The sequence below is a fragment of the uncultured Bradyrhizobium sp. genome (genome assembly GCF_964252615.1).
Classification (GTDB): Bacteria; Pseudomonadota; Alphaproteobacteria; order Rhizobiales; family Xanthobacteraceae; genus Bradyrhizobium.
Window position 1 is genome coordinate 52,335 of sequence record NZ_CAXUNQ010000012.1, and the last position, 26,458, is coordinate 78,792.

Consider the following 26,458-nt stretch of genomic DNA (forward strand, 5'->3'; position numbering starts at 1 on the left):
GACGCAAGGCGTTAAGGCCTGCATCGGTGGCTCGGCGGACCCTTTCCTTTGGGCAGCTTGCCCGTTCGGAAACATGTCCTTCCGGAAATTCGTCATCCGCAAACGCCGTCAGCGCCTGGTGCGGGCGGAGGGACTCGAACCCCCACAACTTTCGTCACTGGAACCTAAATCCAGCGCGTCTACCAGTTCCGCCACGCCCGCAAGCAACACCATGTCCGGCCGCGATGCCGCGGGCGGCGGCTGTATAACATGTGCCCACCGGTTCGCAGCAAAAAAATGGCTATCGGTCGTTCCGGGACCCAGCAACCGATAGCTGGACATTTCCAGCGCAAAATGGTCCGCATCAGCCATGACAGATCGGGATTTCAAGCTCGACCGTCGCGGCCTCCTGGCCGGGCTCGGCACCTCCATTCTGGTCCCCGCGATGCTACCGCGAGCCGTCGCCCAGCAGCGAACGGCTGTGATGCTGCGGGCGAGGCCAGGCGCGGCCGTCTTGCATCCAGGGCGGCCGGATACGCCGGTATGGCTGCTTCAGGGGCCGGAGACCGGCATGCGCTTCAGGCGCGGAGATCAGCTCGACGTGACGTTGGGAAATGAACTGCCGGTGCCCGTGGTACTTAGCTGGCGCGGCATCGACGGCGTGGCGGCAGCCGAACCGCTTGCAGCGCGGCCCCCTCTTGCGCCCGGCAGCAGCGACACGTTCCCGATGCCGCTCCGCCATGCCGGAACCTTCCTATGCGACCTCCGCTCGCTCGGCGACAACCTGGCCCTTCCTTCGCCGGTGCGTGCATTCGTCGTCCGGGAGAATGAGCCCGTCGCGGTCGACCGGGACGAGATCGTCCTGATCGAGGATTGGCGGCTCCGGCCCGATGGCAGCGCTGTTGCGCCAGGCAGCGACGCAACGGATGCCACGCCACTCTATACGGTCAACGGAAACGCCTCGCAGGACATCGCGACGAGCGCCAATGCGCGCCTGAGACTTCGCTTCATCAATGCGTGTCAACGTGATATAATTGCTTTGAAAATAGAGGATCATAATCTTCAGGTAATGGCCATCGACAGCCAGCCGTCCGAACCGTTCCTCGCGCGCAACGGACAACTGGTGCTGGCGCCGGGAACGCGGATCGACGCCTTCGTCGATACGATCCTGCCGCCCGGCTCGACCTCGTCCATCCTGCTGCACGACGGCACTGAAACCCGCCCGATCGGCCGGCTGGTGTATTCCGCGGCCGCGCCGCTCCGGACCGGGCCATTGCCGCCCGCGGCGCCGTTGCCATCCAACGGACTTCCGGCGCAGCTCGACCTCAGGAACGCACTGCGCGTCGACCTGATCCTGGGCGGCACTGGATCGCCCGCCGACTGGCGCATGCCGGTCAATTTTTCCGTCGCGAGCACGCCGGCCTTTCGTGCGAAACCCGGCCGCACTGTCGTGCTGGCGTTAACCAGTGGCGCCGACAGCCCGACCGTCTTCCATCTGCACGGCCACCATTTCCGCCTGCTGGACCGGCTCGACGACGGCTGGAAGCCGTTTTGGCTGGACACGCTCGTCATTGCCGCCGGACAAACCCAGCGCATCGCCTTCGCTGCCGAAACTGCCGGCCGATGGCTGATCGAATCGGTCGCGACGAACTGGGCGGCACCGCGGCGCGTGCGATGGTATAGTGTCGAGTGAGGAGCCAGCATGAGCGCAGCCATTCCGGCGATCCGCAGCGTCAGAGCCAGGGCCGTCGTCGCGCCGATCGCAAGGCCGGTCAAGAACGCCTTCGGCGTCATCGAAGCTGCGCCGCTGGTGCTGATCGACGTTGAAACAGATCAAGGGATCACCGGTCATTCTTATATCTTTGCTTACACCAAAATGATGCTTGCGCCGCTGGCGCATCTGGTCGAGGGCATCGGCGGCGATCTCGCCGGGCAGGCCATAGCTCCGTTCGATGTGATGGCCCGGATGGACGCCAAGTTTCGGTTGCTTGGATGGCAGGGGCTGGTCGGCATGGCCGTTTCAGGTCTCGACATGCGTTCTGGGATGCGCTGGGACAAGCCGCAAATCGGCCAGTGGCCGAATTGCTGGGCGGGTCGGCGCGGCCGATCCCGGCGTATGACAGTTACGGCGTCGTCGATCCGGTGGCCGACGAGAAAGACCTGAAGCGTTCGATCGAGCAGGGTTTTCGCGGCATCAAGATCAAGGGCGGCGACGGCGATGCCGCCAATGACGCGCGCGTCGTCAAGGCCGTGCGCGGCATCATCGGTCCCGACGTCGCGCTGATGATCGACTTCAACCAGTCGCTCGATCCCGCCGAGGCGATCCGCCGCATCGCCCGGCTTGCGCCTTACGATCTGCATTGGGTGGAGGAGCCCGTTGCGCAGGAAAACCTGCAGGGCCACGCCCAGGTTCGCTCGGCATCGCCGATCTCCATTCAATCGGGCGAGAACTGGTGGTTTCCGCGCGGTTTTGCCGAAGCGATAAGCGCCGGAGCGAGCGATTTCATCATGCCGGACCTGATGAAAGTCGGCGGCGTTACCGGCTTCATGCGGGTCGCGGCCCAGGCCGAGGCTGCTTCAATTCCGATGTCGAGCCACCTGTTCGCCGAAGCCAGCGCCCACATGCTCGCCGTGACGCCGACCGCGCACTGGCTCGAAGTTCTCGATCTCGGCCGCGCCATTCTGGCCGAACCGATCGAGATCGTGGACGGCGCGGTCACGGCGCGCGGACCCGGCCTCGGACTGTGCTGGGACGAGACCGCAGTGGCGAAATATCGGTTGTGATTCCGTTGCGGCGGACTGGCGGCCATTTTGCGGCAACTCAATAGGCGATGCCGAACCCGTCGTAGAGACGCCGGAGCACGGCCGGCAGCACCTCCGGCAGGTCCTCTGCGATCAGGCCGGGCCCCGCCTCGCTGCCGGCCTCGCCGTGCATCCACGTCCCCATGCAGGCTGCCTCGAACGCCGGGACGCCCTGCGCCAGCAATCCGGCGATCATTCCCGTCAGGACGTCGCCGGCGCCGGCGGTGGCGAGCCATGGCGGCGCATTGGCCGATATCGCGGCGCGGCCGTCCGGCGACGCCACCGCGGTGTCGGGCCCTTTGAGCAGGACGACGGCGCCGGAGCGTTCGGCCGCGGCCCTGACCCGCTCCAGCTTGGAGCGAAGCGGATGCTTGTTGCTCATGTCGCTGAACAGACGCGGAAATTCACCCTCGTGCGGCGTCAGGACGACCTGCGATCCGATGCCCGGTCCGATCGCTTCGAACAGCCGATCCGGCGCATCGGCAAAGCTCGTGAGCGCATCGGCGTCGAGCACCACACCGCGTTTGGCCGTCAGCGCCGCCAGGACAAATTCCCGGGTCCGCCGGCCCACCCCGGCGCCGGGGCCGATCGCGCATGCGTTCAAGCGTTTGTCCGCCAGCCAGTCTGCAAACTCGGTTGTGGTGTCGACCGCGCGGACCATGACCGCGGTGAGCGCCGAGGCGTTGACCGCAAGCGCGTTTCGCGGCGACGCCAGCGTGACCAGTCCTGCCCCCGCCCGCAGCGCGCCGCGCGCGGCAAGCCGGGCGGCGCCGGTGGAGGCGAGTTCGCCGGATACCACGATGGCATGGCCGCGGGCATATTTGTGGCCGTCGACGCTCGGCACCGGAAACGCGCCACGCCAGAGCTGCGGGACATTCTCGAACGTGGCGGGACGGATTTCATCGAGCACGCCGGCCTCGATGCCGATATCGGCGAGGCGCACCCGGCCGCAGTGAACCCGTCCCGGCAGCAGCAGGTGTCCCGGTTTGCGGCGGAAGAAGGTGATCGTCTCGGTAGCGCGCACCGCGACGCCCATCACCGCGCCGGTCGTGCCGTTGACGCCGCTCGGAAGGTCGACGCTGAGCACCGGGGCGCCGCTGGCGTTGATGGCCTCGATCAGGTCGCGCGGATCGCCCTTGACGGCGCGATTGAGGCCGGCGCCGAACAGCGCGTCGATGATGAGCGCCGGCGCGCCGATCGCCTCGGTCCTGCATGGCAGCACTGGACCTTTCCAGCCGCGCGCGGCGAGCGCCGCATCGCCCTGCAACGTGTCGCGATCGCAGAGCAGGATGACGGAGACGGACCGGCCCCGCGCCACCAGCTCGGTTGCCGCCACAAATCCGTCGCCGCCATTGTTGCCGCGCCCGGCGACGACGAGAATTGCCCCCTGCTCCACCAGGTCCATGGCGGCTTCCGCCACGGCCTGGCCGGCGCGAAGCATCAAGGCGAAGCCCGGCGTTCCCGCCGCCACCGTCAGGCGGTCGGCGTGCTCCATCTCGGCGGTGGTGAGGACGTCCATGCCTGTTCCTGGATTAAAGCGCCTTATCCGAAGGCAATTTCCTCCGCGTCCGGTGCGTCGGCGGCCAATACTGCATACAGATTGACCTGTTTGCCTATTATGCGGGCCCGGCTATATCTGATATTGCCTCATGGTTCACACCGGGCACGTTTAATGACCTGATAACGTTCGAAATCAGCTGCTTCCCAACTTGGCATGGACCCTGCTTTTGGGGAAGACGTCTGGTTCCGTCGCATCGACGCGATTTATCGGGCTTGCGCGCCGCATGCAGCCCGGTGTGAGGTCCAGGACAGGCTATCGCGCGCCGCACAGTGCGGTCTGAAATAGGGAAATGCCCGGGGAGGCGCTCAGTGAAAAAGATCGAGGCCATCATCAAGCCGTTCAAGCTCGACGAGGTGAAGGAAGCGCTTCAGGAGGTCGGACTGCAGGGCATCACCGTGACCGAAGCTAAGGGCTTCGGCCGGCAGAAAGGGCATGCCGAACTGTACCGCGGCGCCGAATACATCGTGGATTTCCTGCCCAAGGTCAAAATCGAGATCGTGATATCAGATGACCTGGTCGAGAAAGCCATCGACGCGATCCGGCGCGCGGCCCAGACCGGCCGCATCGGCGACGGCAAAATCTTCGTCTCCAATATCGAGGAAGCCATCCGCATCCGGACCGGCGAATCCGGGCTGGACGCTATCTGAGCCGGGTGCTATCCGACGTTTCACGCCTTCAAGACGCTATCGTGAGGCTGCTTTTAGCGGCCTCGTCTCGCTTGCGACCTCCCGTCCACGACGACTGTCCTGAAAAAATCCTGACACCGACCCGCAGCCATAAGGGGTATTCATGAAGACCGGCAAAGACGTCCTGAAATTCATCAAGGACAACGACGTGAAATACGTCGACCTGCGTTTCACCGATCCGCGCGGCAAGTGGCAGCACGTCACCTTCGATATCTCGATGGTCGACGAAGACCTGTTCGCCGAGGGCACCATGTTCGACGGCTCCTCGATCGCCGGCTGGAAGGCGATCAACGAATCCGACATGTGCCTGATGCCCGATCCCGTCACCGCGACCATCGACCCGTTCTTCGCCGAGACCACGATGGTCATCACCTGCGACGTGCTGGAGCCGACCACCGGCGAGCCCTACAACCGCGACCCGCGCGGCATGGCCAAGAAGGCCGAGGCGATGGTGAAGTCCATGGGCGTCGGCGACACCGTGTTCGTCGGCCCCGAGGCCGAGTTCTTCGTGTTCGACGACGTCCGCTACCAGACCACGCCCTATAACACCGGATTCAAGCTGGACTCCTCGGAGCTGCCGATCAACTCCGATACCGAATATGAAGGCGGCAACCTCGGCCACCGCATCCGCACCAAGGCCGGCTATTTCCCGGTTCCGCCGCAGGACTCGGTGCAGGACATGCGCTCGGAAATGCTCGGCGCCATGGCGCGGATGGGCGTCAAGGTCGAAAAGCATCACCACGAGGTGGCGTCCGCCCAGCACGAGCTCGGCATGAAGTTCGACACCCTGACGCTGATGGCCGACCAGATGCAGATCTACAAATACTGCATCCACCAGGTCGCCCACATCTACGGCAAGACCGCGACCTTCATGCCCAAGCCCGTCTACGGCGACAACGGCTCGGGCATGCACGTGCACCAGTCGATCTGGAAGGACGGCAAGCCGGTATTCGCCGGCAACAAATATGCCGACCTGTCGGAAACCTGCCTGTCCTACATCGCCGGCATCATCAAGCACGCGAAAGCCATCAACGCCTTCACCAATCCCTCGACCAACTCCTACAAGCGCCTCGTCCCCGGCTACGAAGCCCCGGTGCTGCTCGCCTACTCCGCGCGCAACCGCTCGGCCTCCTGCCGCATTCCCTACACCGCGAGCCCGAAGGCCAAGCGCGTCGAGGTCCGCTTCCCCGACCCGATGGCCAATCCCTATCTCGGCTTCGCCGCGATGCTGATGGCCGGCCTCGACGGCATCAAGAACAAGCTCGATCCGGGGCCCGCGATGGACAAGGACCTCTACGACCTGCCAAAGGAAGAGTTGAAGTCGATCCCGACGGTGTGCGGGTCTTTGCGCGAAGCACTGGAAAATCTCGACAAGGACCGCGGCTTCCTCAAGAACGGCGGCGTGTTCGACGACGATTTCATCGACAGCTATATCGAACTGAAGATGACCGAAGTCGAGCGCTTCGAGATGACCCCGCATCCGGTCGAATTCGACATGTATTATTCGCAGTGAGGTTTTTTTGCGCGCGGGCTTTGCCCGCGCGCGGCACGGCACGGCACGGCACGAGATGCGAAAGGCGCTCCGATCAGGGGCGCCTTTTTATTTGCCTCTCTGAGTCCCGTTCCTGTCCATCACCGATTTCGCGTGGAGCGCCGCAACGATTGCGGTGGTTGGCCAAAGGCGCGGATGAAAGCGCGGCGCATTCGCTCCGGATCGCCAAAGCCCGTTGAGCGGGCGACGCTCTCGATCGAGTCGCTGTTGCTCTCCAACCGCGCCTTTGCAACCTCGATACGCAGCCTCTCGACCGCTTTGGCCGGACTCATTCCGGTCTCGGCGTTGAAGGTTCGCGTGAAGTGCCGCGCACTCATATGGACATGGTCGGCCATTCGCTCCACGGTAAGCCGCTCGTCGAGATGTTCTCGCACCCACGCCAGCATCGGCCCGAAGCGGCCGGTCGGTGATTTCAGCTCAAGCAAGGTCGAGAATTGCGACTGGCCGCCCGAGCGGTTGTGGTAGACGATGAGATGCCGCGCGGTCTGCTTGGCGACGGCCTCCCCGCAATCCTCCGCGACCATCGCGAGCGCCAGATCGATGCCGGCAGTAATGCCGGCAGACGTCCAGACATTGTCATCCTTGACGAAAATGCGATCCGGCTGCAGCCGCACCAGCGGATAGGCCGCGCGAAAATCGTTCGACCGCGACCAGTGAGTCGTCGCACGGCGACCATCCAGCAGTCCAGCCTGTGCAAGCACGTAGGCGCCGGAGCAGACGCTGGCGACCCGGCGGGCGCGGCGCGCCGCGGATTTTACGAAAGCGATGATCGGATCACAGCACAAGGCCTCGTCGGTTCCGGCGCCCCCGACCACGATCAGGGTATCCAGTGCTCCGGCGCGTTTGATATCGCGCGCATACATTTCCACACCGCAGGAACTACGGACGAGCCCTCCCACCAGCGCCAGCGGCTTGATCGCGACCTGACGACCGGAGAACTGGCGAGACACTTCGAAGACCGAGGCGGGCCCGGCCGCATCCAACAGCTGGAACTTCGGAAAAATCAAAACCCCGATAACGTGATTGCGCATGCGGCGAGTCCAGAAAGGAGGGAATTATGGCCTCCAAGATGGAAGAGCATCATGCTATGTGCGCTACGTCAACGGGAGATAAACGACCGCAACGACTTGGAGTAGCGTAAAGCCCGGGCGCGCGCAGGTTTGTAAAATAAAAGCGTTAAGGGGGGAGAAATCGCGAATGAATATCTCCGTTGCGGCCGTCCGGAACAATCACGAGCCGCATTTGGCGCGCGCCGCCTCCGTCGAGCGTTTGCTCGAATTCCTTCGAGGCCGCAGGCAGGACGTGCTCGAAATACTGACCGACGTGGCGTCTTACTCTGCCGCCGACGCCGAACTTGCGGCATCGATCAAGGCGCTGGAGGGAGCCGTACTGGAAATAGACGCGCGGCAGCCCAGGACCGTGGGGCAAATGTCGGTCTTCATGCCGTCGAATATCGTGTTGTATTCCTATGTCCTGTATTTGGTCATCCCATCGCTGTTCGTAAGGCGAATCGATTTCAGGCCCTCATCCTATGTGATCGAGCAAACGGCAAGGCTGCATGCCATGCTGGGTCCGGTACACGGGTTGCCGCTGCATATCCGTTGCGTAAGTCAGCGCACGTTCATGGAAGATTCGGTCCGGCCGGCGAACATTGTGGTGTTTACCGGCACCTATGCCAACGCCGAAAAAATAAAGCTGCAGCTGCGCAAAGATCAACTCTACGTTTTCTTCGGCCAGGGCGTGAACCCCTTCATCGTCAGCGAGTCCGCCGACATCGACTCAGCCGTGCGCGATCTCGTGGCGGTTCGGATGTTTAATTCCGGTCAGGATTGCATGGGGCCGGATGCGGTCTTTGTACACCGATCGGTGGCGGAACGATTTCTCGGTCTGCTCAGCGCCCGGTTGAAAGATCTGGTATTCGGCTCGTGCAAGGATCCGGAGGCCGATTACTGCCCGATCTACTATCCATCGACTCTGGAGTCGTTGTCGAAGTACTTCATGTCCAATGCCCAGTTCATCTACACGGGCGGTATAGTGGACTATTCGCGCAAGAAGATCGAGCCGACGGTGCTGTACGGCTCATTGAAACAGAAACCCGAGATCGTGGAATTTTTCGGTCCGGTGTTCAATGTCATACGTTACGACACGAACGACGCCCTGATCGGCGAGCTGGCCAAGGACTTCTACAAAGATCGGGCCATGGGCGCCAGCGTGTATGGCAACAGATCGCTGGCGGACTACCTGCGTACCCATCATTCAGTTTCTGTCGATGCGACCCTGTTCGATATCGAGGACGGAAATTCTCCGTTCGGCGGATACGGACCGATGGCCAACTATGCGCAGTATCAGGGCCGAATGAAGATCGCGCCGTTGCTGATCTCCCAAGTCGTTTCTGATCTGATGTGACGGATGACGCCATGCAAATGCGGCAGCCCGCCTGGGATCTCATCGCTCGCTACCTGAAACATATCGGGACCGAGGTTGTGTTCGGTATTCCCAGCGACGATCTGGGGTTGCTGCGAGCGCTGCGTCATCACGCCGTGCGCATGATCATCACCAAGGACCAGCGCAACGCGGTGTTCATGGCGGCGGGTTATGGCGTCATCGGCAAACGGCTGGGCGTTTGCGCGGCCGGAAAAGGCCCCGCCCTGACCAATACGATCACCGGGTTGCTCGAAGCCGCTTCTCTTGCTGCGCCGGTTCTGCTGATCGGCGTCGGAACGGGGCGCGACAACGTCGGTATTCATGCATTTCAAGAGGCCGATCAAATCGCACTGGTCAAGCCGGTCGTTAAATGGGCGTACCGCGTCGAAAGCATCCAGCGGCTGGCCTGGGCGCTCGAAAAGGCAGTCTTTCTAGCCATCAATGATTGCCCCGGCCCGGTTTACATCGAGATCCCCGAGGATTTGCGCGAAGCGGTATCGCCGCCGCCGCTGGGGTTTGCCCGGCCGTCAGTATTGAGAACGATGCCATCGCCGGCGGAGTTGGATGCCGCGCTGGAGATGATGACCCGCGCCAGCCAACCGTTGCTGCTGGCCGGTGGCGGCGCACCCGGCAATCCAGGCGGGGATCGCACCATCGAGAAACTGGCCGAGCGTCTGGGAGCCGCGGTCTTCGTCACCGCGTCGGGACGCGGCGCCGTGGATGAGGGCCACGCGCTTTATGGCGGCGTAGCCGGCCTCTACACCGCGGCGGCCCTCCGCGAACTTTGGGATCAGGCAGACCTGATTGTCGCGCTCGGAAGCCGCATGGAAGAAACCGCTACGCTGCTGATGAACACCCCCGCTCAAGCTCGGGCTGTTGTTCAAGTCAATCTGCGCGTTGATCACTTCTCCCATCTCTACCAGGGCCTTCGGCTCTGGGGCGATTGCGCTGCGGCGGGTCGATATTGGCTGAATGGACTGGGCAAAGGCGAGCAGATGGCTCGCTCCGATTGGGCGCGGCGCATCGGCGACGCGAAACGGACGGCGTTGCGGCAACGCGATGAATTCTTCCGCGGCAAGGCGGTTTCCGGGCCTGTTCGTGTCGCCGATATTCTTGCAAGCCTTGAACGTACAATGCCGGACAGCGGCATCCTGGTGCAGGAGAACGGACTGCTCGACATGTGGTCCTACTTCCATCCATATTTTTCGTTCAGGCGCGGACAACTGTCGCTCACGCCGAGCGAACAGACCAGTCTGGGTTTCGGCGCGGCTGCGGCGATCGGCGCTAAAGCCGCAACGCCGGACAGGACCGTCGTTGCATTCGTCGGCGACGGCGCATTCAACATTTTCAGATCCGATCTGGTGACCGCTGCCGACAACAACCTTCCGGTCACCTATATCATTCTGAACAACGGCGCGTTCGGCTGGCTGGAATATCAATGGGGCGGCAGCGCGACCGACGATTCTCCGTTCCGGTTTTCCACCGAAACGCACGTGTCCCACGACGCCATTGTACGACTGGAGATCGCGGCTGCGGACACGATCGACGATACGCTCAGAAGCGCGTATCGCCATAACGCCGAAGGAAGAACCGTGCTCGTCGATGTAGCCGTTGCGACCCTCGACGTCGCGCCCGGCGTCAGCGACTTCTATGGGGAGTCCGGCACCCACCCGACCGGAGCGGTTCAATGAGCAATTCCGGGCTATTCGAACAAGCGGAACTGTCCGACCCGTCGCGGGTGCCGGACTGGCTGATGAACGAATACCGGTCGTTTCACAGGACCGTTGTGGACGACGATTTCCCCTGCAGCTTCGGTATGGCGGCGGAAATGAATCGGGAGCTGAGGTACGCCTTCGTGGAAAATAACGATCTCACACGATTGCCGGAGACGCTCAATTGCTTCCTGCGGCTATCCCGCTCTCACCCGGATGTCAGACACAATCTGACGGTATTTTTCGAACCGGAGGCGGAGCCAAAGACGTTCGAGCACTACAAAAATCGATTTTGGCAGGTCCTCAACTTTCTGCACGAGCATGACAGTGCGCCTTGGCCGCGCGAGATTCCGACGGACAAGGACGATCCGTTATGGGAATTCTGTTTTGGCGGAGATCCCATTTTCATGTTCGCGGCGTCTCCGGCGTATGTTCAACGCAGGAGCCGGAACTATGGAAACAGCTTTGTCATGCTGTTTCAGCCGAAGCGCATTTTCAAGGGGATCGAGAGCGAGTCTGCTGCCGGAACCAAGGTGCGGCGCGTGATCCGCTCTCGACTGAAGAAATGGGATGGCACCGCTTCGCTTCATCCCGATGTGATCGATTACGGCGAGGCGCTCATCTATCGGTGGAAGCAGTATTTGCTGTCGGATGACAGCACCCCGGCCACCGGCGGATGTCCGTTCCACTTCGGGAAAACGCAGGACGATCGAGGCCGCCGATCCTCCCCGATAATTCGATCAGAAGGAGAAAACCGATGATGGAACACCTTGGCGAAGCCCGGATCGTTCGCGGCGAGGCGATTTCGCTGGAACAGGCAGTCCAGCAGCTACTGCCAGCGGTTGGCAGCGTCAGGGTGCGGCGCGATCCCGCCGGATTCGAACATCCGACGCATGAACACGACACCGACGAGATCCTGCTGATCGTCGACGGCACTATCAGCTTTAAGTCGCATGGCAAGACCGGCACTTGCAATTCCGGCGACAGGCTTCTGCTTCCCGGCGGAACCAGGCACTCCTCGGTCGCAGGCGAAAATGGCTGTGTCTATATCATCGCGATGAAGTGACACCGGCGGCCGTAAATTCGCCGCAGCAGATGGAAACAGGGGCTTTCCAATGACGCAACCAGCCACCCAGCTCGCAAAGACGCTTACCCTTCAGGGCGCCGTCGCCCTGGCTCTGGGCATCTGCATCGGCGCCGGCCTGCTTGTTCTGACCGGCCTTGCGTACCAGCAGTCCGGGGATGCGGCGATCTACGCGTGGGTCATAGACGGACTGATGATCGTGCCGATACTGGCCATCCTTGCGTATTTGGGGGCCACGCATCCGAATGCGGAAGGCGTCGCCGGAATTGTACGCTCCGCGTTCGGCCGGAATGCCGGTGTCGCCGTACAGGCGCTTTTGATCGGAACGTTTTCGCTCGGCCTTCCCGGCATATCCATCGTCGGAGGCAACTACTTCGCGTTTTTGATCGGCGGCGGCAGAGAAGCAGGACTCGCCGCCTCAGCCGCGATTCTGATGTTCGCGGGGTTGTCCAATTATTTCGGCGCGCGGCTGTCAGGAGGCATTCAACGGATTCTGACTTTCAGCCTGCTGGTCATCATAACGCTTGTGGCTGTTTCAGCTCTCGCTTTGGGCGACCACAGCGCCGGCGCGGGAATTGCGGCTCCCGATCAATGGCACGGCGCCATACCATCGTTGAATGTGATATTCTTCGCATTCGCCGGATGGGTACTCGTGGCTTCGACGGTCGAGGAATACAAGAACCCCGCCCGGGACTATCCGTTGGCGGTCTTTATCAGCTTTGCCATCGTGTTCACGCTCTATGTGCTTATCGCGTTTGCAACGCAGCTCATGCTGTCGCGCAGCGACCCCAATCTGGCCACTGCGCCGGTTGCCGCCATCTTGGCCGCCCTGGTCGGAAGCGCCAGTGCAAAGGTGGTCGCGATAGTCGGCGTACTCATCGTGGCAGCCAACCTGAATGGTGCAACCTGGGGGTTTTCCCGGCTGGTGATGGCGTCTGCACGCAACGGCCTGTTGCCTTCCCGTCTTTCAATTGTCAGCGCGAAATACCAGGTGCCGACGAACGCGGTGATCGCCTCGACGGCGATATTCGTCGCCGTTTTGACTCTTTATGCCGTTCAATTCGTTTCATTAAGCACCTTGTTCGGCCTGGCAGGGCAGAACTTTTTCATTCTCTATTTGCTTTGCGTCGTATCGTTCATCCGGAAGACCACGAACATGTGGCTGCGATTGGCCGCCGCGCTCCTTACCGTTCTGTATCTGCTTTGGGCCGGAAGCTACGGGCTCAAGCTGCTCTATCCGTTATTTCTCATGTGTTTTGGAATTGCCGCACTCTACCTCAAGGAGCGCTCCGTGCAGCTCTCAGTGGCTCATGGTCCCAAGCAATAGAACCGACAGACGGACCCCACCGGGAGAAAATCGTGAATGGCTTCAAGTTTCAACATGAAGTGCGGGTCCGGTACTCGGAGATCGACGGACAAAAGCTGGTGTATCATGGGCATTATCTGACCTATTTCGACTGTGCGATGGTCGAGTACTTTAGAGAGAGGCTGCAGCTCGACGCCAGCGGACAGTCGCTGGAAGACGTGTTCGAGCTCGCCTTGGTGAAAACGACGCTCGAATTTGCAAAGCCGGCGCGACTGGATGACCGCCTGGCGGTTTGGTGCCGGGTGGATCGGACCGGGCGCTCGAGCCTTGATATGGACTTCAAGATTACCAGGGCGGGCGACGAAACTCCCCTCGTCACGGGCCGAACGGTTTATGTGCATTTCGATGCCGGCTCGACAATGGCCCGGCCGATTCCCGTATCGGTACTCAAGGCAATACTCGAATACGAGGGCGCGGATGACAGCGGTATCGCTCGCGCGACGATTGCCGAGGCGTCGCCCGTCAGTTAGGACGGGTCCGCTTCAAATTCGTTTGTTGCGCTCCGCCAGGATATGCGGTTGAAAACAGGCTTGCGGGAGCTTCATTCATGTCCACATCCGATGCCGCGGTGATCATCATCGACGCCCAGGAAACGTTTCGGCATCGTCCGTTCTGGAGCGATACGGACGTGCCGGCGTTCCTCGAACGCACGCAGCAACTCCATGACGGCGCAAAGGCCAAGGGAATTCCGGTCATCCAGCTCTTCCACGTTGCCGATGCCGGCGTTTTTTCAATAGCGTCGGGGTTAGTGGTGCCGTTGTCGCCGCTCGCGATTGTACCCGACGCCGTATTCCACAAGCGCAGGCACAGTGCGCTGGTCGGGACCGGCCTGGACGTATGGCTGGTTGAGCATGGCATCCGGCGGCTCATCATTGGCGGTATCCGCACCGAGCAATGCTGCGAAACCACAACCCGGCACGCGTCGGACAGCGGTTACGCGGTCGATTTCGTCACCGAGGCGACGCTCACCTTTGCAATGACCGATGCGCGCGGCCGCACCTGGAGTGCCCTGGAAATCAAGGCACACAGCGAACTCGTGCTCAGTCGGCGTTTCGCGCGCATCGCTACGGTCAAAGAGGCGCTCGGCGGGCGGGAAGCCGCATAGCGGACGCGAGCCTGACGCGACCGCCGCCAGATGCAGATCTGCAAATTCTGCATCCATCAGCCGCGCATCTACGGCAAGAATGCCACCTTCAAGCCAATCCGTCGACCAACCCTACAGGCGCCTGGTGCCGGGCTGCGAAGCCCGGTCCGGCGTGAGGCCGAGGCGGCGCGGCTCGACGGCAAGAAGTAGACAGCGACGGCTGCGGCCTCGCGATATCGGTGGGCCGGCGTTGCACGACGTCAACCGATCTGGACGCTCAGTCCCTCCGCCAGAAGCGTTGCCAGATATGAAGACTGGCGTTCCGCATCGCGTCGGATGCGCAGCGTATATTCGGCCTCCGGAAGATCAGGCAGCGACAGATGGCTTGCCGCCAAACCAATGCCGCGTTCAAGCATCCGAACCGTGCGGGGCGTCACGGCAAGTCCGCTACGCACGGCGGCCTTCAACCCTGCCAAGCTCGGGCTTGTCGCGGCAATTCGATAGCCGCGGCGCGCGGTGTCAAGGGCAGCGATTGCGGCTGATCTAAATCCGCACGGTGGATCGAGAAGCGCAAGCGGAACGACATCATCCATTCCCGCCAGTCCCGTCTCTGCCGCCAACCATATCATCGGTTCGCGCAGCACCTTCACTTCGTCAGGCCGAGGGCCGAGCCGCATCGCAAGCAGGATGTCAATGTCGCCCTGATCGTAGGCAGCCGAGAGATCGTCCGAACGGCCAATTCTAAGATCGATGCGAACCCGCGCATGAGATTCGGCGAACGCCCGAAGCAGTTCAGGCAGCGAACTATCGGCAAAATCCTGGGTACAACCAAGGCGTGTCCGTCCGCCCGAACGGGCCCCCTTCATCCTGAGCCAAGCATCGCGATGAGCTGCAAGAATGCGCCGGGCGTGCCCGATCAACTCTTCCCCCGCCGGGGTCAGCACTCGGCCACGTCCCGCAACCGCGAGCAATGGTTCGCCTATGATCTCCTCCAGACGGTGCATCTGCAGCGTTATCGCCGACGGCGACCTCCCGACCGTGGCAGCGGCGCGGACAAGAGATCCGGCTTCGGCAAAAGCGAGAAACGTCCGCAGCAGTTCCGGGTCAATAAGTTCCATACTTCAGTTTATCTCAAATAGAACTCCAGAACAATTCCATTTTCGAAAATGATTAGCGATGTCAATTTCCTCAAAGAACGCCCAGCCAAACCGGAAGGACCCTTGCCATGAGAATAGCCAAACCGGCTCCAGCGGTATTATTCATCGCGGCAATCGCGGCGCTGGCAGCCGCATCGTTGTCGCCAACAGTGCCTGGAAACCGCGAGCCTTCTCGATCCGACGTCGCGCCGGCGTCGGGCGACCGGTCCGACCCCGGCTTTGTCAAAGCCTGGGCCACGATCAAAACGTGGCAGTTCCAGCTTGGACGAACTCCGGAGTTTCGCAATCTTGCAGCACCGGCAGCACTGGACTTCAACCCGTTCGACGACGCAGCGCCGATGAAATATGCATCCCGCGAGGACCACGCGCCGGAGTGACAAGGGCCGCAGGACGCGCGGAATGCGCCGCTACGACGACGCCGATTGAGGCTTGCACGCAACCGCATCGCGTCGACCCTCTTCCGTACCCGGCCAACAGAGCACCGCGTCAGGAATAATGTGAACCTTCAGGCCGCGGGAAGCGCTTCCAGATATCTTCCACAAGTCCGGTTATTCCCGCCGCGTTCTTGGAGTTCCAGTTGGAGTGCTTCCGCAGTCCTACAGAAAGCTCGGGCAAATTCGGCAGCACTCCGTCGCAGATATCGAGATCTTTATAATCCTGAAGGGTTGGCAGCGCCGTAATCCCTATCCTGGCTTTCAAGGCGGCACGCAAGGTCTGAAGGTCTTCGCCTTCATGCGTGCATTTCCAAGGTATGCCGGCTTCGTCCAGCGTTCGTGTTGCGATGTTGCGGAAGTCGCAGGGAGACTGGAATAATACCAGCGGCACAAGGGCGGTCTTTTCCTGAAAAGTGAAATTGCTGCCGCGTAGCCATCGAAACGGCACCAATTGCGACGCGACCTCCTCCTTCAATCGCGGCTCTCCGATAAGCAACGCCAGTTGCAGGCGACCTTCGCTCAACCACTCCGCCAGCACCCGGCTTCGGCCGACCTTGACCACCATCTGGACGTCGGGGAAATCCGCATGCACCCGTCCGATTAAAATCGGGAGCAGCGATTCAGAAAAATGCTCCGGCATACCGATGTGCACGATTTCCGAGGTACGGCCTATACCGAACTCGTCAGGGATTTGATCATTCAATTCGATGATTCGACGAGCATATTTTGCGAGCCGCTCGCCCGCGGATGTCGCCGCGAGTTTCCGGCCGTCCTTTCGAAACAGCGGTTGTCCGACGAGGTCTTCCAGTTTCCGCATCTGCTGACTCATGGCCGGTTGAGTCATGTGCAGTTTCTCGGAGGCAGCAACAAAACTGCCGGTGTCTATGATGGAGACGAGGCTGCGAAGAAGCTGGGTATCAAAGTTAATGCGCCTCACCATGAAAAGCTCCCCGCGAAAGAGGCCAGATAGCCAATCTAACACGACTATCTAACAACTAGAAGTGGTAATATCGACGTTCGCCGTATAAGGAACTCGCATGCCAAATATAAAATTTATTTTCTTTGAGTTCGCGACGTTGAGAATAATCTTATCCCCGCGCTTGGGCTCGCAACCCTCAAGCGATCGGACGCCGGCGTACGCAAGTCAAGTTACGCAGGTCCTGGATGTTCATTCCCGCGGCACAGCATTACTCCCGATGGAGAATCGGTTGCATGGCCGCAAGACAGCGAAGGCAGATGACCATGCGCGGTGCTCAGATTATCAAGGATATAATCGGAAATCCCTCCACTTTAAACGATTTACCCTGGGAGAGCTATAAGCAACCAGGACGTGAAGGCGTCGAGATCCATCGGCTCTACGATAACAGCGATACCGGAAACTCCGGGCCGGCGGCGGCGCTTGTCAGATACAGGCCCGGTGCGGTCGTGAAGAAACACCTCCATCCCGGCTATGAACTCATTTTCGTTCTCGACGGCGAGTTGATCAATGACGCCGGGCGGCACGGTGCTGGAACGCTTGAAATATGCCCTCCCGGCTCGAGCCACGCTCTGTCGTCGGAGACAGGCTGCACATTTATCGTCGTATGGGAGCAGCCGGTGCAGCCTTTCGATCAGACGCCGACGCCTTCGTCCGTCCCTGAAATCGAGGGGTGCGGGCCGATGTGCGTTTGCCGCTGATCTTTGCCAACTAAAGAGGTTGTATCGATGCAGGTCGTCTCGGCCGATGAGGCTGCACTACTCATCAAGAACGACTGGGTGGTGGTCCCCGGGGGATTTGGTTGCTGCGGACACCCGGAAGCCATAACCGAGGCCATCGGGCGGCGTTTCAAAACCCACGGTCAGCCCCGGAACCTTACGCTGTTTTTTGCCGCGGGATCCGGCGATCGAATGGGGCGCGGGCTGGATCATCTCGCTCACCCGGAACTGGTGCGCCGTGCCATCGGCGGCTACTGGGGGTTTGTACCGAAGCTCGGCGCGTTGGCGACGGACGGCGAGATCGAAGGGCATAATTGGCCGCAGGGCGTGGTAAGCCAGCTGTTCCGGGCATGCGCGGCGGGACTGCCCGGGATCCTGTCGCGTGTCGGACTCGGCACTTTCATCGATCCGCAACAACAAGGCGGAAGGCTTAACGAGAGGTCGGGTGACAGTCTCATCAAGCGCGTGGAGATCGACAAGTCCACCTATCTGTTTTTTCCGACCTTGCGCGTCGACTGCGCGATTATCCGCGGCACCGAATGCGACGAAGACGGCAACCTTTCGATGGAGAACGAAATCTCCCTGCAGGACGGACTTGCGCAGGCGCAGGCCGCTCGAAATGCCGGAGGTTGTGTTATCGCCCAGGTGCAGAAGATCGTTCCCGCAGGCACCCTCAATCCCAAACAAGTGAGGGTGCCGGGGTGCCTGATTGACTACGTCGTACTCGCCAACATCGAGCATCATCATCAGACATACGCCGAGGCTTTCAATCCCGCTTACGTATCGCCCGGCAAGGCGGCGCCATCGGCGCGCCAGATAAGCCCGGCCCGCGAAATAATAGCCAAGCGCGCGTTGGAAGAATTACGCAAATACCCCGGCGCTCTGATCAACGTGGGAATCGGAATTCCTGCTGAAATCGGACAGGTCGCGCGCGCCGAGGGATACACCAACTACAATCTCACGATCGAGTCAGGACAATTCGGAGGGGTGCCCGCAACCGGCATGTCTTTCGGTGCTGCCGTTCATCCCCAAGCCGTAATCGAGCAGTCCTCCATGTTCGACTTTTACGACGGGGGAGGCATAGACGTCGCATTCCTTGGATTTGCGCAAGTCGACAGCTATGGAAGTGTGAATGTAAGCCATTTTCCAGGCAGGACGCCGGGAGTGGGAGGCTTTGCAAATATCTCCAGCGCCGCGAAGCGAGTCGTATTTTGCGGCACGCTGACGGCGAACGGTCTCCGGGTCGAAGTTCGAGACGGAGAATTGCATATCGAAGCGGAAGGACGTGTCCGCAAGTTTCTTCATACGCTCGGCAAAGTCTCGTTCAGCGGACAGATCGCCTGCAGTTACGGTCAGCCCGCCCTTTATATAACCGAGCGCGCCGTTTTCGAACTGGACCGCAACTGTCTGAGATTGATAGAGGTCGCGCCGGGGATCAATATCGACAAGGACATCATCGCAAACATCGAGTCCACGATCGTCGTGAACAGCGATGTCAAACAAATGAGCGCGTCGATTTTTTCACAGCGCTGATTTTATGCATAACCGGCCATTATATTTTCGATGCATAAAAGTTGATTGTTTGAAGAACGATAAGATATCACACTCCTGCAGCATTCATTCAATCAAGAGATGCTGCTATGAATCCGAACATCATTGCGATAGTCGGCGGCGGTGCCACCGCCATTTCCCTGATCGAAAGCCTGGAGAACGAGCTCCGCGCCGAAGCGATGCGGGACATAACCATCTTCGTTATCGAGAAGCGCCATCAACGCGGACGAGGGCTCGCTTACGACGTTGATCTGCACACCAATCTCCTGAATACGCGGGCCGGCTATATAACACCGTTTCCCACGAAGCCGGGCCACTTCTACAACTGGATCACGGCGAACAGGGGAGCGTGGGAAGACGAATTTACAAACCTGGAGATCAATGAAAGCTCGTTCGTGCCGCGGCCGCTGTTTGGGCTTTATCTGGAGCACGTCATGAACGAGCTTTCCGGAAAGCTCGCGGGCCGCGGCGTCAATCTTGTCCATCTGCGCGCCGAAGTGACCGACGTCAGGCGCGCCGCCAATGGCGACTTTGTCCTGATCACGGATACATCTCTGATGATCAGGGCCGATCGCGTGGTTCTTGCTTGCGGCAATCTTCAGTCCCGCGAACTTTCCAGTCTGCAGAATCACGCCGGCTTTTTTAACAACCCCTATCCGGTTCGTCGCCTGGTCCGCACCATCAAGCCGGATTCGAAAGTCGCGATACTGGGGGCAAGACTCGGCGCCATTGATGTTGCGGTCGGCCTGGCAAGGTCGGATCATTACGGCCCCATTACCATGATTTCCAGAAGCGGATATTTCCCGAGCGTTCGCGGCACGCAAGGTCGGTACACGCCGCAAATTCTCACCCTCGAACGGCTGCGTCAGCACGGCAGGACGTTCGGCAAGATCACTCTCGAGGAGCTGACGCGCTGGATTATCGATGAAGTGCATCTGGCGGGCGGGCGGGACCCCGAGCTTGCGGATCTGCCCCCGTCTCCGCCCGACGACCCGCTTCGGTTCTTTCAGGATGAAATAAAACTGGCGGAGCGCCCTCGCCCCTGGCAGGCCGTTTTATATGCAACAAATCCGTTGATCGACTGCATATGGCAGTTGCTCGATGACGCGGACAAGCAGGTATTTCTCAATCAATACCAGGCGGCCTGGATGTCCTATCGGGTATCGATCCCGGTCGAGAATGCCAAGCAGCTCATCGATCTGTGCAAGAGCGGCAGGCTCGCCTTCAAATCGGGAAGAGCCGACGTTCAGGCCGATGGCTCCGGCTTCCATGTTGCCGTCCATGGCCGGGACCGGATCGATGCCGCCCATTTTGATTGCGTGGTCGGCGCATTCGGCTCACCGCGCGATGCGAGACTGCTCGACAGCATCCTGGTGCAGAACTTACTTTCCTCCGGATTGGCGCGTTGTCACCGCCACGGCGGTTTGGAAGTCAAGTACCAGTCCGGCCGCCTCATCGAGGACGCAGGTCAATCACAACTCAATATCTGGGCTCTCGGGGAATTGACCGCCGGCGTCAATTTCTTCACCAGCGCGCTGGAGATCAATGCGCGACATGCCGCGCAGGTAGCGCGCGACATAGTGAAGAGTCTGAAGGTCTTGATGCCGTCAGCGCTCCCGGAACCGGAGGATATCAGCCCGGTAATGGAGGTTGCGAGGGATATCCGGGCGTAAGGCCCGTACAGCCTACGGTCGAGAATCGCCCGGAGTAATCGCACGCTGAACGCTTCTCGCCACCAAGACATTCCAGCCTGGTTCACGGCGGCAGGCGGTCCTCCAAGCAGCGACGCAGAGTTTCATAAAGATGCCTTATGCGTTGCATGCAAATTATTTAATAGATCGCTGCCGCGAAAATACTAGTTTCGGTGAACGCACAGAAAGGGAAACAGATGTCAACGATAGCGCTGCAGGAAAAGCAAAAAGAACGCGTGTCCATTCTGCCGATCGCGTTCGTGATCTTATGGAGTTCGGGCTATATCGGAGGAGCCTTCGGAGTGAGATACTCCGAACCGTTCACCATGACTTTCTTCCGATTCACGACGGCGGCGATCATATTTCTCGCTGTCGCCTTATACATCCGCGCGCCATGGCCAAGGTCGTGGGTCTCCTACGCGCACGCCGCCGTAGTCGGACTGCTTCTGCAGGTTCTGCAATTCGGCGGTCTTTATGCGGGCATTCGCGGCGGAGTTCCGGCAGGTGAAGCGGCTCTGATCGTGGGAATGATGCCTATCTTCGTTATCCTGGGAGCTTCCCGCTTTTTAGGTGAGCGGATTTCGTGGCGCGATCTGCCCGGCTCTCTGCTCGGCATCGGAGGCGTCGCCATAGTCGTGGCAAGCCATCTCGGAACGCACTCCGTAAACTGGGCGCCTTACTTTTACGTGTCGCTGGCCCTGGTCGGAATTACAACAGGAACCATCTACCAGAAGAAATTTCTGACCGGGATCAATCTGTGGGTCGGGTGTTTTATCCAGATGGTTGTCGGCTCCCTGGTCATGCTGCTGCTCGCCGAAACGACCGAGACCATGCAAGTGACGGAGGTGCTGCCTTTCGCCGCGGCGGTCGCATGGATCGCGCTGATGAATTCGGTGGGTGCGCTCACTTTGCTGTACGAAATGATCCGGCGCGGCGAAGCCAGCAAGGCAACAAACCTGTTCCACGTGATCCCGGCCACTACGCAAATCATGGCATCGGCCGTATTGGGAGAATTTCCGTCGCCGACAGCGATCGTTGGTTTCCTGGTTTCCGGAGCCGGCGTCTATCTGATGAACAACACGCCTCGGAAGTAGCCTGGTGGTCCCTGACCAAAGACAGGCGTGGTGGTCCTGGCAAGCAGCGAGCTTGCGGACCGCGGGTTACGATCATCAGGTCGCCGATGCCCCTGCAAGCGTGCCGGGAGTCTCATCTGCGGCCTGATAAGATTTCGCCGGCGCTGCGGCCGAGGGCGTTGGTTTGAATAACGCGCATTGCAAACATCCAGGAAGAGCTGCGCTTCGTTCCTGATCAGGCAGTCATCCGGTCCCTCACGACGTCGCCAGTCCCTTCAGGAAGCCCATGCTGGGCGCGAAGAAGTATTCCCCGCCCTTCATTTTCACCAGATTGGCCATGGTGAATTTCACCGTGCCCGTGCTCGGCCAGGTCTGCGGGATAGCGGCGCTGTTCTGGCCGATGACGGCATCCACGCCGACGCCGGGGTTGATGAAATCATTGGCATCCGATCCCTCCTGCTGAATCGCGAACTGGTCGAGGTTCGACTGGAAGCACATGAAAAGCAGACCCATGCCGGTCTCCGGCCGCACGCTCAGGTCCGGGCGGTCGCCATAGGTGATGCCGCGGCGCACGATGCGCCGGGCGCGTTCCAGCTCCGGATTCGGTATATCTCCGCGCGGATTGGTCTTGCGAATATGCGCGTGGAACGGGCATTTCGCACCGTCGACATCCTGGCTGTAATGGAAGTCGTTGAAGTCCGCGCTCGGATCGATGGTTGTTGTCGGCACGGCGGGAGTGCCGTCCCGGCGACGCCCGACCGCCATCGCGCCGAGATCCTCGGCTGGGACGCCCGACTGCCGGGAGAGCTGCTCGAGCGTGTCCCAAAAAGCCTTCACGTTCTGCTCGAGCTTGCGGAACACCATGAAGCTGCCGAAACCGCCGGCCGCGCCGGGTTCTTCGACCAGCGCCAGCCATAGCGGGGCGGCCGGATTCCAGTGCGTGTTTCCCCGCCTCGCGACTTCCTGGGCGATGTCCTGCTTGATCATCAGCGGCTGACTGACGCCGTCCTGGAATCCGAAATGTTCGATGTCGAGCTTTCCGCGCGGAAATTTTTCGCGGAGAACCTGCCCGCGCTCCGTTGTCAGCAGCTCGAAAACGCCGGCCAGCGACGCGGTGATGTCTTCCACCGATCGGTCCAGACGGTCGCGATCGTCGTCGGCCAGTAGCACCATGGCATGGATTTGCTGCCGGTAGGGGCCGTCCCACTGCGCAGGCGGCGGATCATTGTAGTGCCGTCCCGGCGCCGGGACGCTCGACTGCCCTTTCATCCCAAGGGTAAAGTATTGGCTGTGAACGGGATTGGTGAATTTGTCGCTGCGCGGCGCGGGAAGCTCCGCGTCGCTGAAACCGAGATGGCGATAGCCGTCGGGCGCGAGCAGGAACATGGCGAACGGCTCGCCTTTATCGTTCGCATCCTTCGGCGCGGCGCGCCACGCCAGGGTTTGCCGCTTTGCGATGGCAGCCGTCGTCACATGCGCGCCGGCAAATTTTGCGATCCAGGATCTGACGGTCTGCCGATCCGCTGTCATTTTCAGGACCAGATGCGCCGTAAAGTCCCGGCCGTGTCCCTTGATGATGTTGCCCTGAAGTCCACCGAGGAATTGCGCGGCCGCCGGATCATCCAGATCCAAAGGAGAATCAATGTCGATCAAGATCGCCTCCTGAAATAAACTGCGATAATACCCATTCGCTGCAATGGTTGCAGATTGCCGCAACTGCGACCGCCGGTCAATTACCGCAGTTTCCGCACCCGCAGGACGGATGAGCGTCAGCGTCATCCGCCGGCGCCCCGACGCGGCGAGTAACGCCTTTGGCTAACCCGCTTTAGGCCACGGCCTCTATGCCGACGCGCTGCGTCAACAGGCGCCGCACCTCCGGCGCCGGGCGCGCCTTGCTGAACAGATAGCCTTGCATCTCCGTGCAGCCCAGCGTGCACAGCAACTGCTTCTGCGCCTCGGTTTCGACGCCTTCCGCCGTGGTGGTCATGTTGCGCGCGCAGGCGATGTTCACCACCGCCTGCACGATCGACCAGGAGCCTTCCGGCTCGGCGAGTTCGCTGATGAAGCAGCGGTCGATCTTGATCTTGTCGAACGGAAACCGCTGCAGGTAGCTGAGCGAGGAGTAACCGGTGCCAAAATCGTCCAAGGCGATGCGAATCCCGAGCGCGCGAAGCTGGTGCAGGATGGCCAGCGCCGAGTCGTCGTCGCGAATGAGCACCGCCTCGGTGATTTCCAGTTCGAGCCGGTTCGCCGCAAGGCCGGACGACGCCAGCACGCTTGCAACGTGCAGGGCCAGGGTGCGGCTCCTGAACTGAATCGGCGAGACATTGACGGCGAGCCTGACATCGTCCGGCCAGATCGCCGCCTCGAAGCAGGCTTGCTCCAGCACCCACGCGCCGAGCTGGGAGATCAGGCCGATCTCTTCGGCGACCGGAATGAATTCGGCGGGCGAAACCATGCCGCGCTCGGGGTGACGCCAGCGCAGCAAAGCCTCGCACCCCGACACCGCCCCGCTTCGAAGGTCGACGATCGGCTGGTATTCGATCTCGAAGCCGCCATCGACGATCGTCTGGCGCAAATCCAGCTCCAGCGCGCGACGCGCCCTCACCCGCGCGTCCATGTCGCGTTCGAAGAACCGGTAGGTCCGGCGGCCGTCGGATTTGGCGCCGTACATCGCCAGATCCGCATTCTTCAACAGCTGGTCCAGGTCGATGCCATCCTGCGGAGCCAGCGCAATGCCGATGCTGGCGTCGGTGACGAGGTGATGACCGAGACATTCGCATGGCGCCCGGATTGCTTCATAGATCCGGATCACGAGCTTCATGACGTCGGCCGGCCCGGCGACCGCGGTTTGCACGATCGCAAACTCGTCGCCGCCCAGACGGGCGACGAAATCAGCCTGCTTGACACAGCCGCTCAAGCGGGAAGCCACCGCCTTCAACAGTTCGTCGCCGATGGGATGGCCGAGCGAATCGTTGACGCTCTTGAATTCGTCGATATCGATATAAAGCACCGCCAGTTGCCTGCCACCGCCGACGTTCCGGAGTTCGCGTTCAAGCTGCTCCCGAAACAGCGTCCGGTTAGGCAGATCGGTCAGCGCATCGTAATGCGCCAGGTGCGCGATCCGCTCGTCGTAGCGCCGCCGCTCGGTAAAGTCTTCCAGCGTGGTTACCCATCCGCCGTCCGCCAGCGGCTGGTACAGCACCTGGATCGAACGGTCGTCCGACGAGTCCAGCACCCTCTGAAAAGCGTTGCCGTCCGCCATATTCCGGATCACGGCGCCGCAATATTCATCGACATCGCCGGTGAAGGTCCCGGTGTCCTTGCGATGCATCAGCAGTTCACGAAAGGTACAGCCCGGCTTCACGACGTCGCGCGATACGTTGAACATCTCTATATAACGCTGGTTGCAGATCACCAGCCGGTGCGATGAATCGAAAAACAGCAAACCCTGCGTCATGTTGTTCACGGCGGTATCGAGGCGCTGCTTTTCCAGCGCCAGCCGGCGCTGCGAGGATTGGTGCTGACGCGAAATCTCGCGAACCACAAGAAAGAGGATAATGGCGACGATGAACGCCGAAAGCGCGGCGATGCCGGTCAGGAACCTGGTCTGTTCCCGCCAGTCGGCAAGTGCGGCGGAAACCGACGTGGTGGCGACGACCGTAATGGGAAAATTGCTCAGGCGGCGAACGGCGCCGACCCGGTCCTCGCCATTGATCGGACTCTTCAGCCGCATCGTTCCGTGGTCCGGCTGAGGCGGCCGGACCAGTTCGAGCAGGGTCCCGCCCTTGAAACTGCGGCCGATCATCGTTTCGTTGTGCGGATAGCGGGCCAGCAGCGTCCCCTCCCGGTCGAACATCGAGATGGCGGCGTCATCGCCGAGCGCGAGGGAGGCAAAGAACGTCTCGAAATGAGCCGGCTCTATGCCCCTGGAGATGACGCCGAGGAATTCGCCGTCCGTTCCGGTCACCTTGCGGGCGATGATGGTGGTCCATGCGCCGGTCACGCGGCTGTAAACCGGTTCAATCAAGACCGCCGCCGACTGCGGACCGGATGTAAAAACCTTGAAATAGGCGCGATCGGCGACGCTGACGTCGGGTATCGGCCATACGCCCGAGGCGTTGATGATCCGCCCCTTCGCATCGAACAGGTTGACGGCGCCGACATACGACATCGCGCTGAGCTTGGCTCGCAGCATCTGATGCACGTCCTCGCCGGACATGCGGCGCCGATACTCCTCGGGCGTCGCGATCCCCGCGGTGTAGATGTATTCGACCAGGCTGTTTTGAATGACTTCGGCGTCCTTGAGTTGCTGATCGAAATGACGCGCCAGCAACAGCACCGTATTTTCAAGTTCGCGCTCGCTGCTACTCAGCGCCCGCTCACGGAAATTGTCCACCATCACCGCGGTGCCAAGGACGATGGCCGCGATCAGGACCACGCCGCAAAGGATCAGCCAGTGGATCGGGCTTCGCCGGACCGGCGATCCAACAGCCGTGACGTCCCCCGCATCGGCTGCGATCCCGCCGAGACCACCAGCGCCGCTCCATGAAGGCCGCTTATGCATTGCCCAACTCCGGGTTGCACAATTACCGCTGACAAATGGA

The 26,458-nt window shown here is 60.9% G+C and carries 23 protein-coding genes and 1 tRNA gene; 17 read left to right on the plus strand and 7 right to left on the minus strand.

Annotated features, from left to right (window positions below):
• Nucleotides 1-116: 116 nt before the first annotated feature.
• Nucleotides 117-201 (minus strand) — tRNA-Leu (locus tag ACFE72_RS09425).
• A gap of 148 nt (nucleotides 202-349) precedes the next feature.
• Between ACFE72_RS09425 and ACFE72_RS09430 the strand changes: the two genes are divergently transcribed.
• From ACFE72_RS09430 to ACFE72_RS09440, 3 genes are read left to right on the plus strand one after another with little or no spacing between them, the layout of a single operon-like run.
• Entirely contained in the window at nucleotides 350-1,672 is a 1,323-nt protein-coding gene (locus ACFE72_RS09430) for a multicopper oxidase family protein (protein WP_375412819.1), read from the plus strand.
• Nucleotides 1,673-1,681: 9 nt separating this feature from the next.
• Complete coding sequence (locus tag ACFE72_RS09435; RefSeq protein ID WP_375412820.1) at nucleotides 1,682-2,143, plus strand: hypothetical protein; 462 nt, start codon at nucleotides 1,682-1,684, stop codon at nucleotides 2,141-2,143.
• Entirely contained in the window at nucleotides 2,053-2,763 is a 711-nt protein-coding gene (locus tag ACFE72_RS09440; protein ID WP_375412821.1) for an enolase C-terminal domain-like protein, read from the plus strand. The genes ACFE72_RS09435 and ACFE72_RS09440 overlap by 91 nt, the downstream gene beginning before the upstream one ends.
• 37 nt (nucleotides 2,764-2,800) lie before the next feature.
• Here the strand turns inward: ACFE72_RS09440 and ACFE72_RS09445 are convergent, their stop codons facing one another.
• A complete protein-coding gene (locus ACFE72_RS09445; RefSeq protein WP_375412822.1) occupies nucleotides 2,801-4,300 on the minus strand; it encodes an NAD(P)H-hydrate dehydratase in 1,500 nt (499 codons plus the stop codon).
• A gap of 350 nt (nucleotides 4,301-4,650) precedes the next feature.
• On the opposite strand from ACFE72_RS09445, the gene ACFE72_RS09450 reads away from it, so the two are divergent.
• On the plus strand, nucleotides 4,651-4,989 hold the full coding sequence (locus ACFE72_RS09450; protein WP_074832548.1) for a P-II family nitrogen regulator: 339 nt from the start codon (nucleotides 4,651-4,653) through the stop codon (nucleotides 4,987-4,989).
• A gap of 142 nt (nucleotides 4,990-5,131) precedes the next feature.
• The gene (glnA, locus tag ACFE72_RS09455) at nucleotides 5,132-6,541 is read left to right on the plus strand and encodes a type I glutamate--ammonia ligase (protein ID WP_375412823.1); all 1,410 of its coding nucleotides are present in this window, start codon (nucleotides 5,132-5,134) and stop codon (nucleotides 6,539-6,541) included.
• Nucleotides 6,542-6,660: 119 nt separating this feature from the next.
• On the opposite strand, the gene ACFE72_RS09460 is transcribed toward glnA, so the two are convergent.
• Entirely contained in the window at nucleotides 6,661-7,611 is a 951-nt protein-coding gene (locus ACFE72_RS09460; RefSeq protein WP_375412824.1) for a GlxA family transcriptional regulator, read from the minus strand.
• Nucleotides 7,612-7,777: 166 nt separating this feature from the next.
• Here ACFE72_RS09460 and ACFE72_RS09465 point away from each other — a divergent pair, with 166 nt between their 5' ends.
• From ACFE72_RS09465 to ACFE72_RS09495, 7 genes are all read left to right on the plus strand, one after another.
• On the plus strand, nucleotides 7,778-8,986 hold the full coding sequence (locus ACFE72_RS09465) for an aldehyde dehydrogenase family protein (protein ID WP_375412825.1): 1,209 nt from the start codon (nucleotides 7,778-7,780) through the stop codon (nucleotides 8,984-8,986).
• An 11-nt stretch (nucleotides 8,987-8,997) separates the two neighbouring features.
• Complete coding sequence (locus tag ACFE72_RS09470; RefSeq protein WP_375412826.1) at nucleotides 8,998-10,695, plus strand: thiamine pyrophosphate-binding protein; 1,698 nt, start codon at nucleotides 8,998-9,000, stop codon at nucleotides 10,693-10,695.
• Nucleotides 10,692-11,477, plus strand: coding sequence for a YqcI/YcgG family protein (locus tag ACFE72_RS09475; protein ID WP_375412827.1), 786 nt, complete (start codon nucleotides 10,692-10,694; stop codon nucleotides 11,475-11,477). The genes ACFE72_RS09470 and ACFE72_RS09475 overlap by 4 nt, the downstream gene beginning before the upstream one ends.
• A complete protein-coding gene (locus ACFE72_RS09480) occupies nucleotides 11,474-11,782 on the plus strand; it encodes a cupin domain-containing protein (RefSeq protein WP_375412828.1) in 309 nt (102 codons plus the stop codon). The genes ACFE72_RS09475 and ACFE72_RS09480 overlap by 4 nt, the downstream gene beginning before the upstream one ends.
• A gap of 49 nt (nucleotides 11,783-11,831) precedes the next feature.
• Entirely contained in the window at nucleotides 11,832-13,127 is a 1,296-nt protein-coding gene (locus tag ACFE72_RS09485; RefSeq protein ID WP_375412829.1) for an APC family permease, read from the plus strand.
• A gap of 32 nt (nucleotides 13,128-13,159) precedes the next feature.
• Nucleotides 13,160-13,636, plus strand: a complete 477-nt coding sequence (locus tag ACFE72_RS09490; RefSeq protein ID WP_375412830.1) for an acyl-CoA thioesterase — start codon at nucleotides 13,160-13,162, stop codon at nucleotides 13,634-13,636.
• Between the two features lie 77 nt (nucleotides 13,637-13,713).
• Nucleotides 13,714-14,271, plus strand: coding sequence for an isochorismatase family protein (locus ACFE72_RS09495; protein WP_375412831.1), 558 nt, complete (start codon nucleotides 13,714-13,716; stop codon nucleotides 14,269-14,271).
• Nucleotides 14,272-14,510: 239 nt separating this feature from the next.
• On the opposite strand, the gene ACFE72_RS09500 is transcribed toward ACFE72_RS09495, so the two are convergent.
• Complete coding sequence (locus ACFE72_RS09500) at nucleotides 14,511-15,368, minus strand: LysR substrate-binding domain-containing protein (protein ID WP_375412832.1); 858 nt, start codon at nucleotides 15,366-15,368, stop codon at nucleotides 14,511-14,513.
• Between the two features lie 107 nt (nucleotides 15,369-15,475).
• Here ACFE72_RS09500 and ACFE72_RS09505 point away from each other — a divergent pair, with 107 nt between their 5' ends.
• Nucleotides 15,476-15,784: a hypothetical protein gene (locus ACFE72_RS09505; protein ID WP_375412833.1), complete on the plus strand. Its 309-nt coding sequence runs from the start codon at nucleotides 15,476-15,478 to the stop codon at nucleotides 15,782-15,784.
• Between the two features lie 109 nt (nucleotides 15,785-15,893).
• Here the strand turns inward: ACFE72_RS09505 and ACFE72_RS09510 are convergent, their stop codons facing one another.
• A complete protein-coding gene (locus tag ACFE72_RS09510; protein WP_375412834.1) occupies nucleotides 15,894-16,781 on the minus strand; it encodes a LysR family transcriptional regulator in 888 nt (295 codons plus the stop codon).
• Nucleotides 16,782-17,053: 272 nt separating this feature from the next.
• Here ACFE72_RS09510 and ACFE72_RS09515 point away from each other — a divergent pair, with 272 nt between their 5' ends.
• The 4 genes from ACFE72_RS09515 to ACFE72_RS09530 all read left to right on the plus strand — a co-directional run bounded on the left by ACFE72_RS09515 (nucleotide 17,054) and on the right by ACFE72_RS09530 (nucleotide 21,872).
• Entirely contained in the window at nucleotides 17,054-17,518 is a 465-nt protein-coding gene (locus ACFE72_RS09515) for a cupin domain-containing protein (protein ID WP_375412835.1), read from the plus strand.
• Between the two features lie 27 nt (nucleotides 17,519-17,545).
• Nucleotides 17,546-19,069: an acyl CoA:acetate/3-ketoacid CoA transferase gene (locus ACFE72_RS09520; protein ID WP_375412836.1), complete on the plus strand. Its 1,524-nt coding sequence runs from the start codon at nucleotides 17,546-17,548 to the stop codon at nucleotides 19,067-19,069.
• 107 nt (nucleotides 19,070-19,176) lie between these two features.
• Nucleotides 19,177-20,760 (plus strand): FAD/NAD(P)-binding protein, encoded by a 1,584-nt coding sequence (locus tag ACFE72_RS09525; protein ID WP_375412837.1) that lies wholly within the window; start codon nucleotides 19,177-19,179, stop codon nucleotides 20,758-20,760.
• A 215-nt stretch (nucleotides 20,761-20,975) separates the two neighbouring features.
• Nucleotides 20,976-21,872: a DMT family transporter gene (locus ACFE72_RS09530; RefSeq protein ID WP_375412838.1), complete on the plus strand. Its 897-nt coding sequence runs from the start codon at nucleotides 20,976-20,978 to the stop codon at nucleotides 21,870-21,872.
• 234 nt (nucleotides 21,873-22,106) lie between these two features.
• Here ACFE72_RS09530 and ACFE72_RS09535 read toward each other — a convergent pair whose 3' ends face one another.
• A complete protein-coding gene (locus tag ACFE72_RS09535; RefSeq protein ID WP_375412839.1) occupies nucleotides 22,107-23,504 on the minus strand; it encodes a Dyp-type peroxidase in 1,398 nt (465 codons plus the stop codon).
• Nucleotides 23,505-23,676: 172 nt separating this feature from the next.
• Entirely contained in the window at nucleotides 23,677-26,418 is a 2,742-nt protein-coding gene (locus tag ACFE72_RS09540) for an EAL domain-containing protein (RefSeq protein ID WP_375412840.1), read from the minus strand.
• Nucleotides 26,419-26,458: the final 40 nt, after the last annotated feature.

What these genes read in the sequence shown, in the direction of transcription:
- ACFE72_RS09430 (WP_375412819.1), top strand. Translation starts at nt 350, where the DNA reads ATGACAGATCGGGATTTCAAGCTCGACCGTCGCGGCCTCCTGGCCGGG.
- ACFE72_RS09435 (WP_375412820.1), top strand. Translation starts at nt 1,682, where the DNA reads ATGAGCGCAGCCATTCCGGCGATCCGCAGCGTCAGAGCCAGGGCCGTC.
- ACFE72_RS09445 (WP_375412822.1), bottom strand. Translation starts at nt 4,300, where the DNA reads ATGGACGTCCTCACCACCGCCGAGATGGAGCACGCCGACCGCCTGACG.
- glnA (WP_375412823.1), top strand. Translation starts at nt 5,132, where the DNA reads ATGAAGACCGGCAAAGACGTCCTGAAATTCATCAAGGACAACGACGTG.
- ACFE72_RS09460 (WP_375412824.1), bottom strand. Translation starts at nt 7,611, where the DNA reads ATGCGCAATCACGTTATCGGGGTTTTGATTTTTCCGAAGTTCCAGCTG.
- ACFE72_RS09465 (WP_375412825.1), top strand. Translation starts at nt 7,778, where the DNA reads ATGAATATCTCCGTTGCGGCCGTCCGGAACAATCACGAGCCGCATTTG.
- ACFE72_RS09470 (WP_375412826.1), top strand. Translation starts at nt 8,998, where the DNA reads ATGCAAATGCGGCAGCCCGCCTGGGATCTCATCGCTCGCTACCTGAAA.
- ACFE72_RS09475 (WP_375412827.1), top strand. Translation starts at nt 10,692, where the DNA reads ATGAGCAATTCCGGGCTATTCGAACAAGCGGAACTGTCCGACCCGTCG.
- ACFE72_RS09480 (WP_375412828.1), top strand. Translation starts at nt 11,474, where the DNA reads ATGATGGAACACCTTGGCGAAGCCCGGATCGTTCGCGGCGAGGCGATT.
- ACFE72_RS09485 (WP_375412829.1), top strand. Translation starts at nt 11,832, where the DNA reads ATGACGCAACCAGCCACCCAGCTCGCAAAGACGCTTACCCTTCAGGGC.
- ACFE72_RS09495 (WP_375412831.1), top strand. Translation starts at nt 13,714, where the DNA reads ATGTCCACATCCGATGCCGCGGTGATCATCATCGACGCCCAGGAAACG.
- ACFE72_RS09500 (WP_375412832.1), bottom strand. Translation starts at nt 15,368, where the DNA reads ATGGAACTTATTGACCCGGAACTGCTGCGGACGTTTCTCGCTTTTGCC.
- ACFE72_RS09505 (WP_375412833.1), top strand. Translation starts at nt 15,476, where the DNA reads ATGAGAATAGCCAAACCGGCTCCAGCGGTATTATTCATCGCGGCAATC.
- ACFE72_RS09510 (WP_375412834.1), bottom strand. Translation starts at nt 16,781, where the DNA reads ATGGTGAGGCGCATTAACTTTGATACCCAGCTTCTTCGCAGCCTCGTC.
- ACFE72_RS09515 (WP_375412835.1), top strand. Translation starts at nt 17,054, where the DNA reads ATGGCCGCAAGACAGCGAAGGCAGATGACCATGCGCGGTGCTCAGATT.
- ACFE72_RS09520 (WP_375412836.1), top strand. Translation starts at nt 17,546, where the DNA reads ATGCAGGTCGTCTCGGCCGATGAGGCTGCACTACTCATCAAGAACGAC.
- ACFE72_RS09525 (WP_375412837.1), top strand. Translation starts at nt 19,177, where the DNA reads ATGAATCCGAACATCATTGCGATAGTCGGCGGCGGTGCCACCGCCATT.
- ACFE72_RS09530 (WP_375412838.1), top strand. Translation starts at nt 20,976, where the DNA reads ATGTCAACGATAGCGCTGCAGGAAAAGCAAAAAGAACGCGTGTCCATT.
- ACFE72_RS09540 (WP_375412840.1), bottom strand. Translation starts at nt 26,418, where the DNA reads ATGCATAAGCGGCCTTCATGGAGCGGCGCTGGTGGTCTCGGCGGGATC.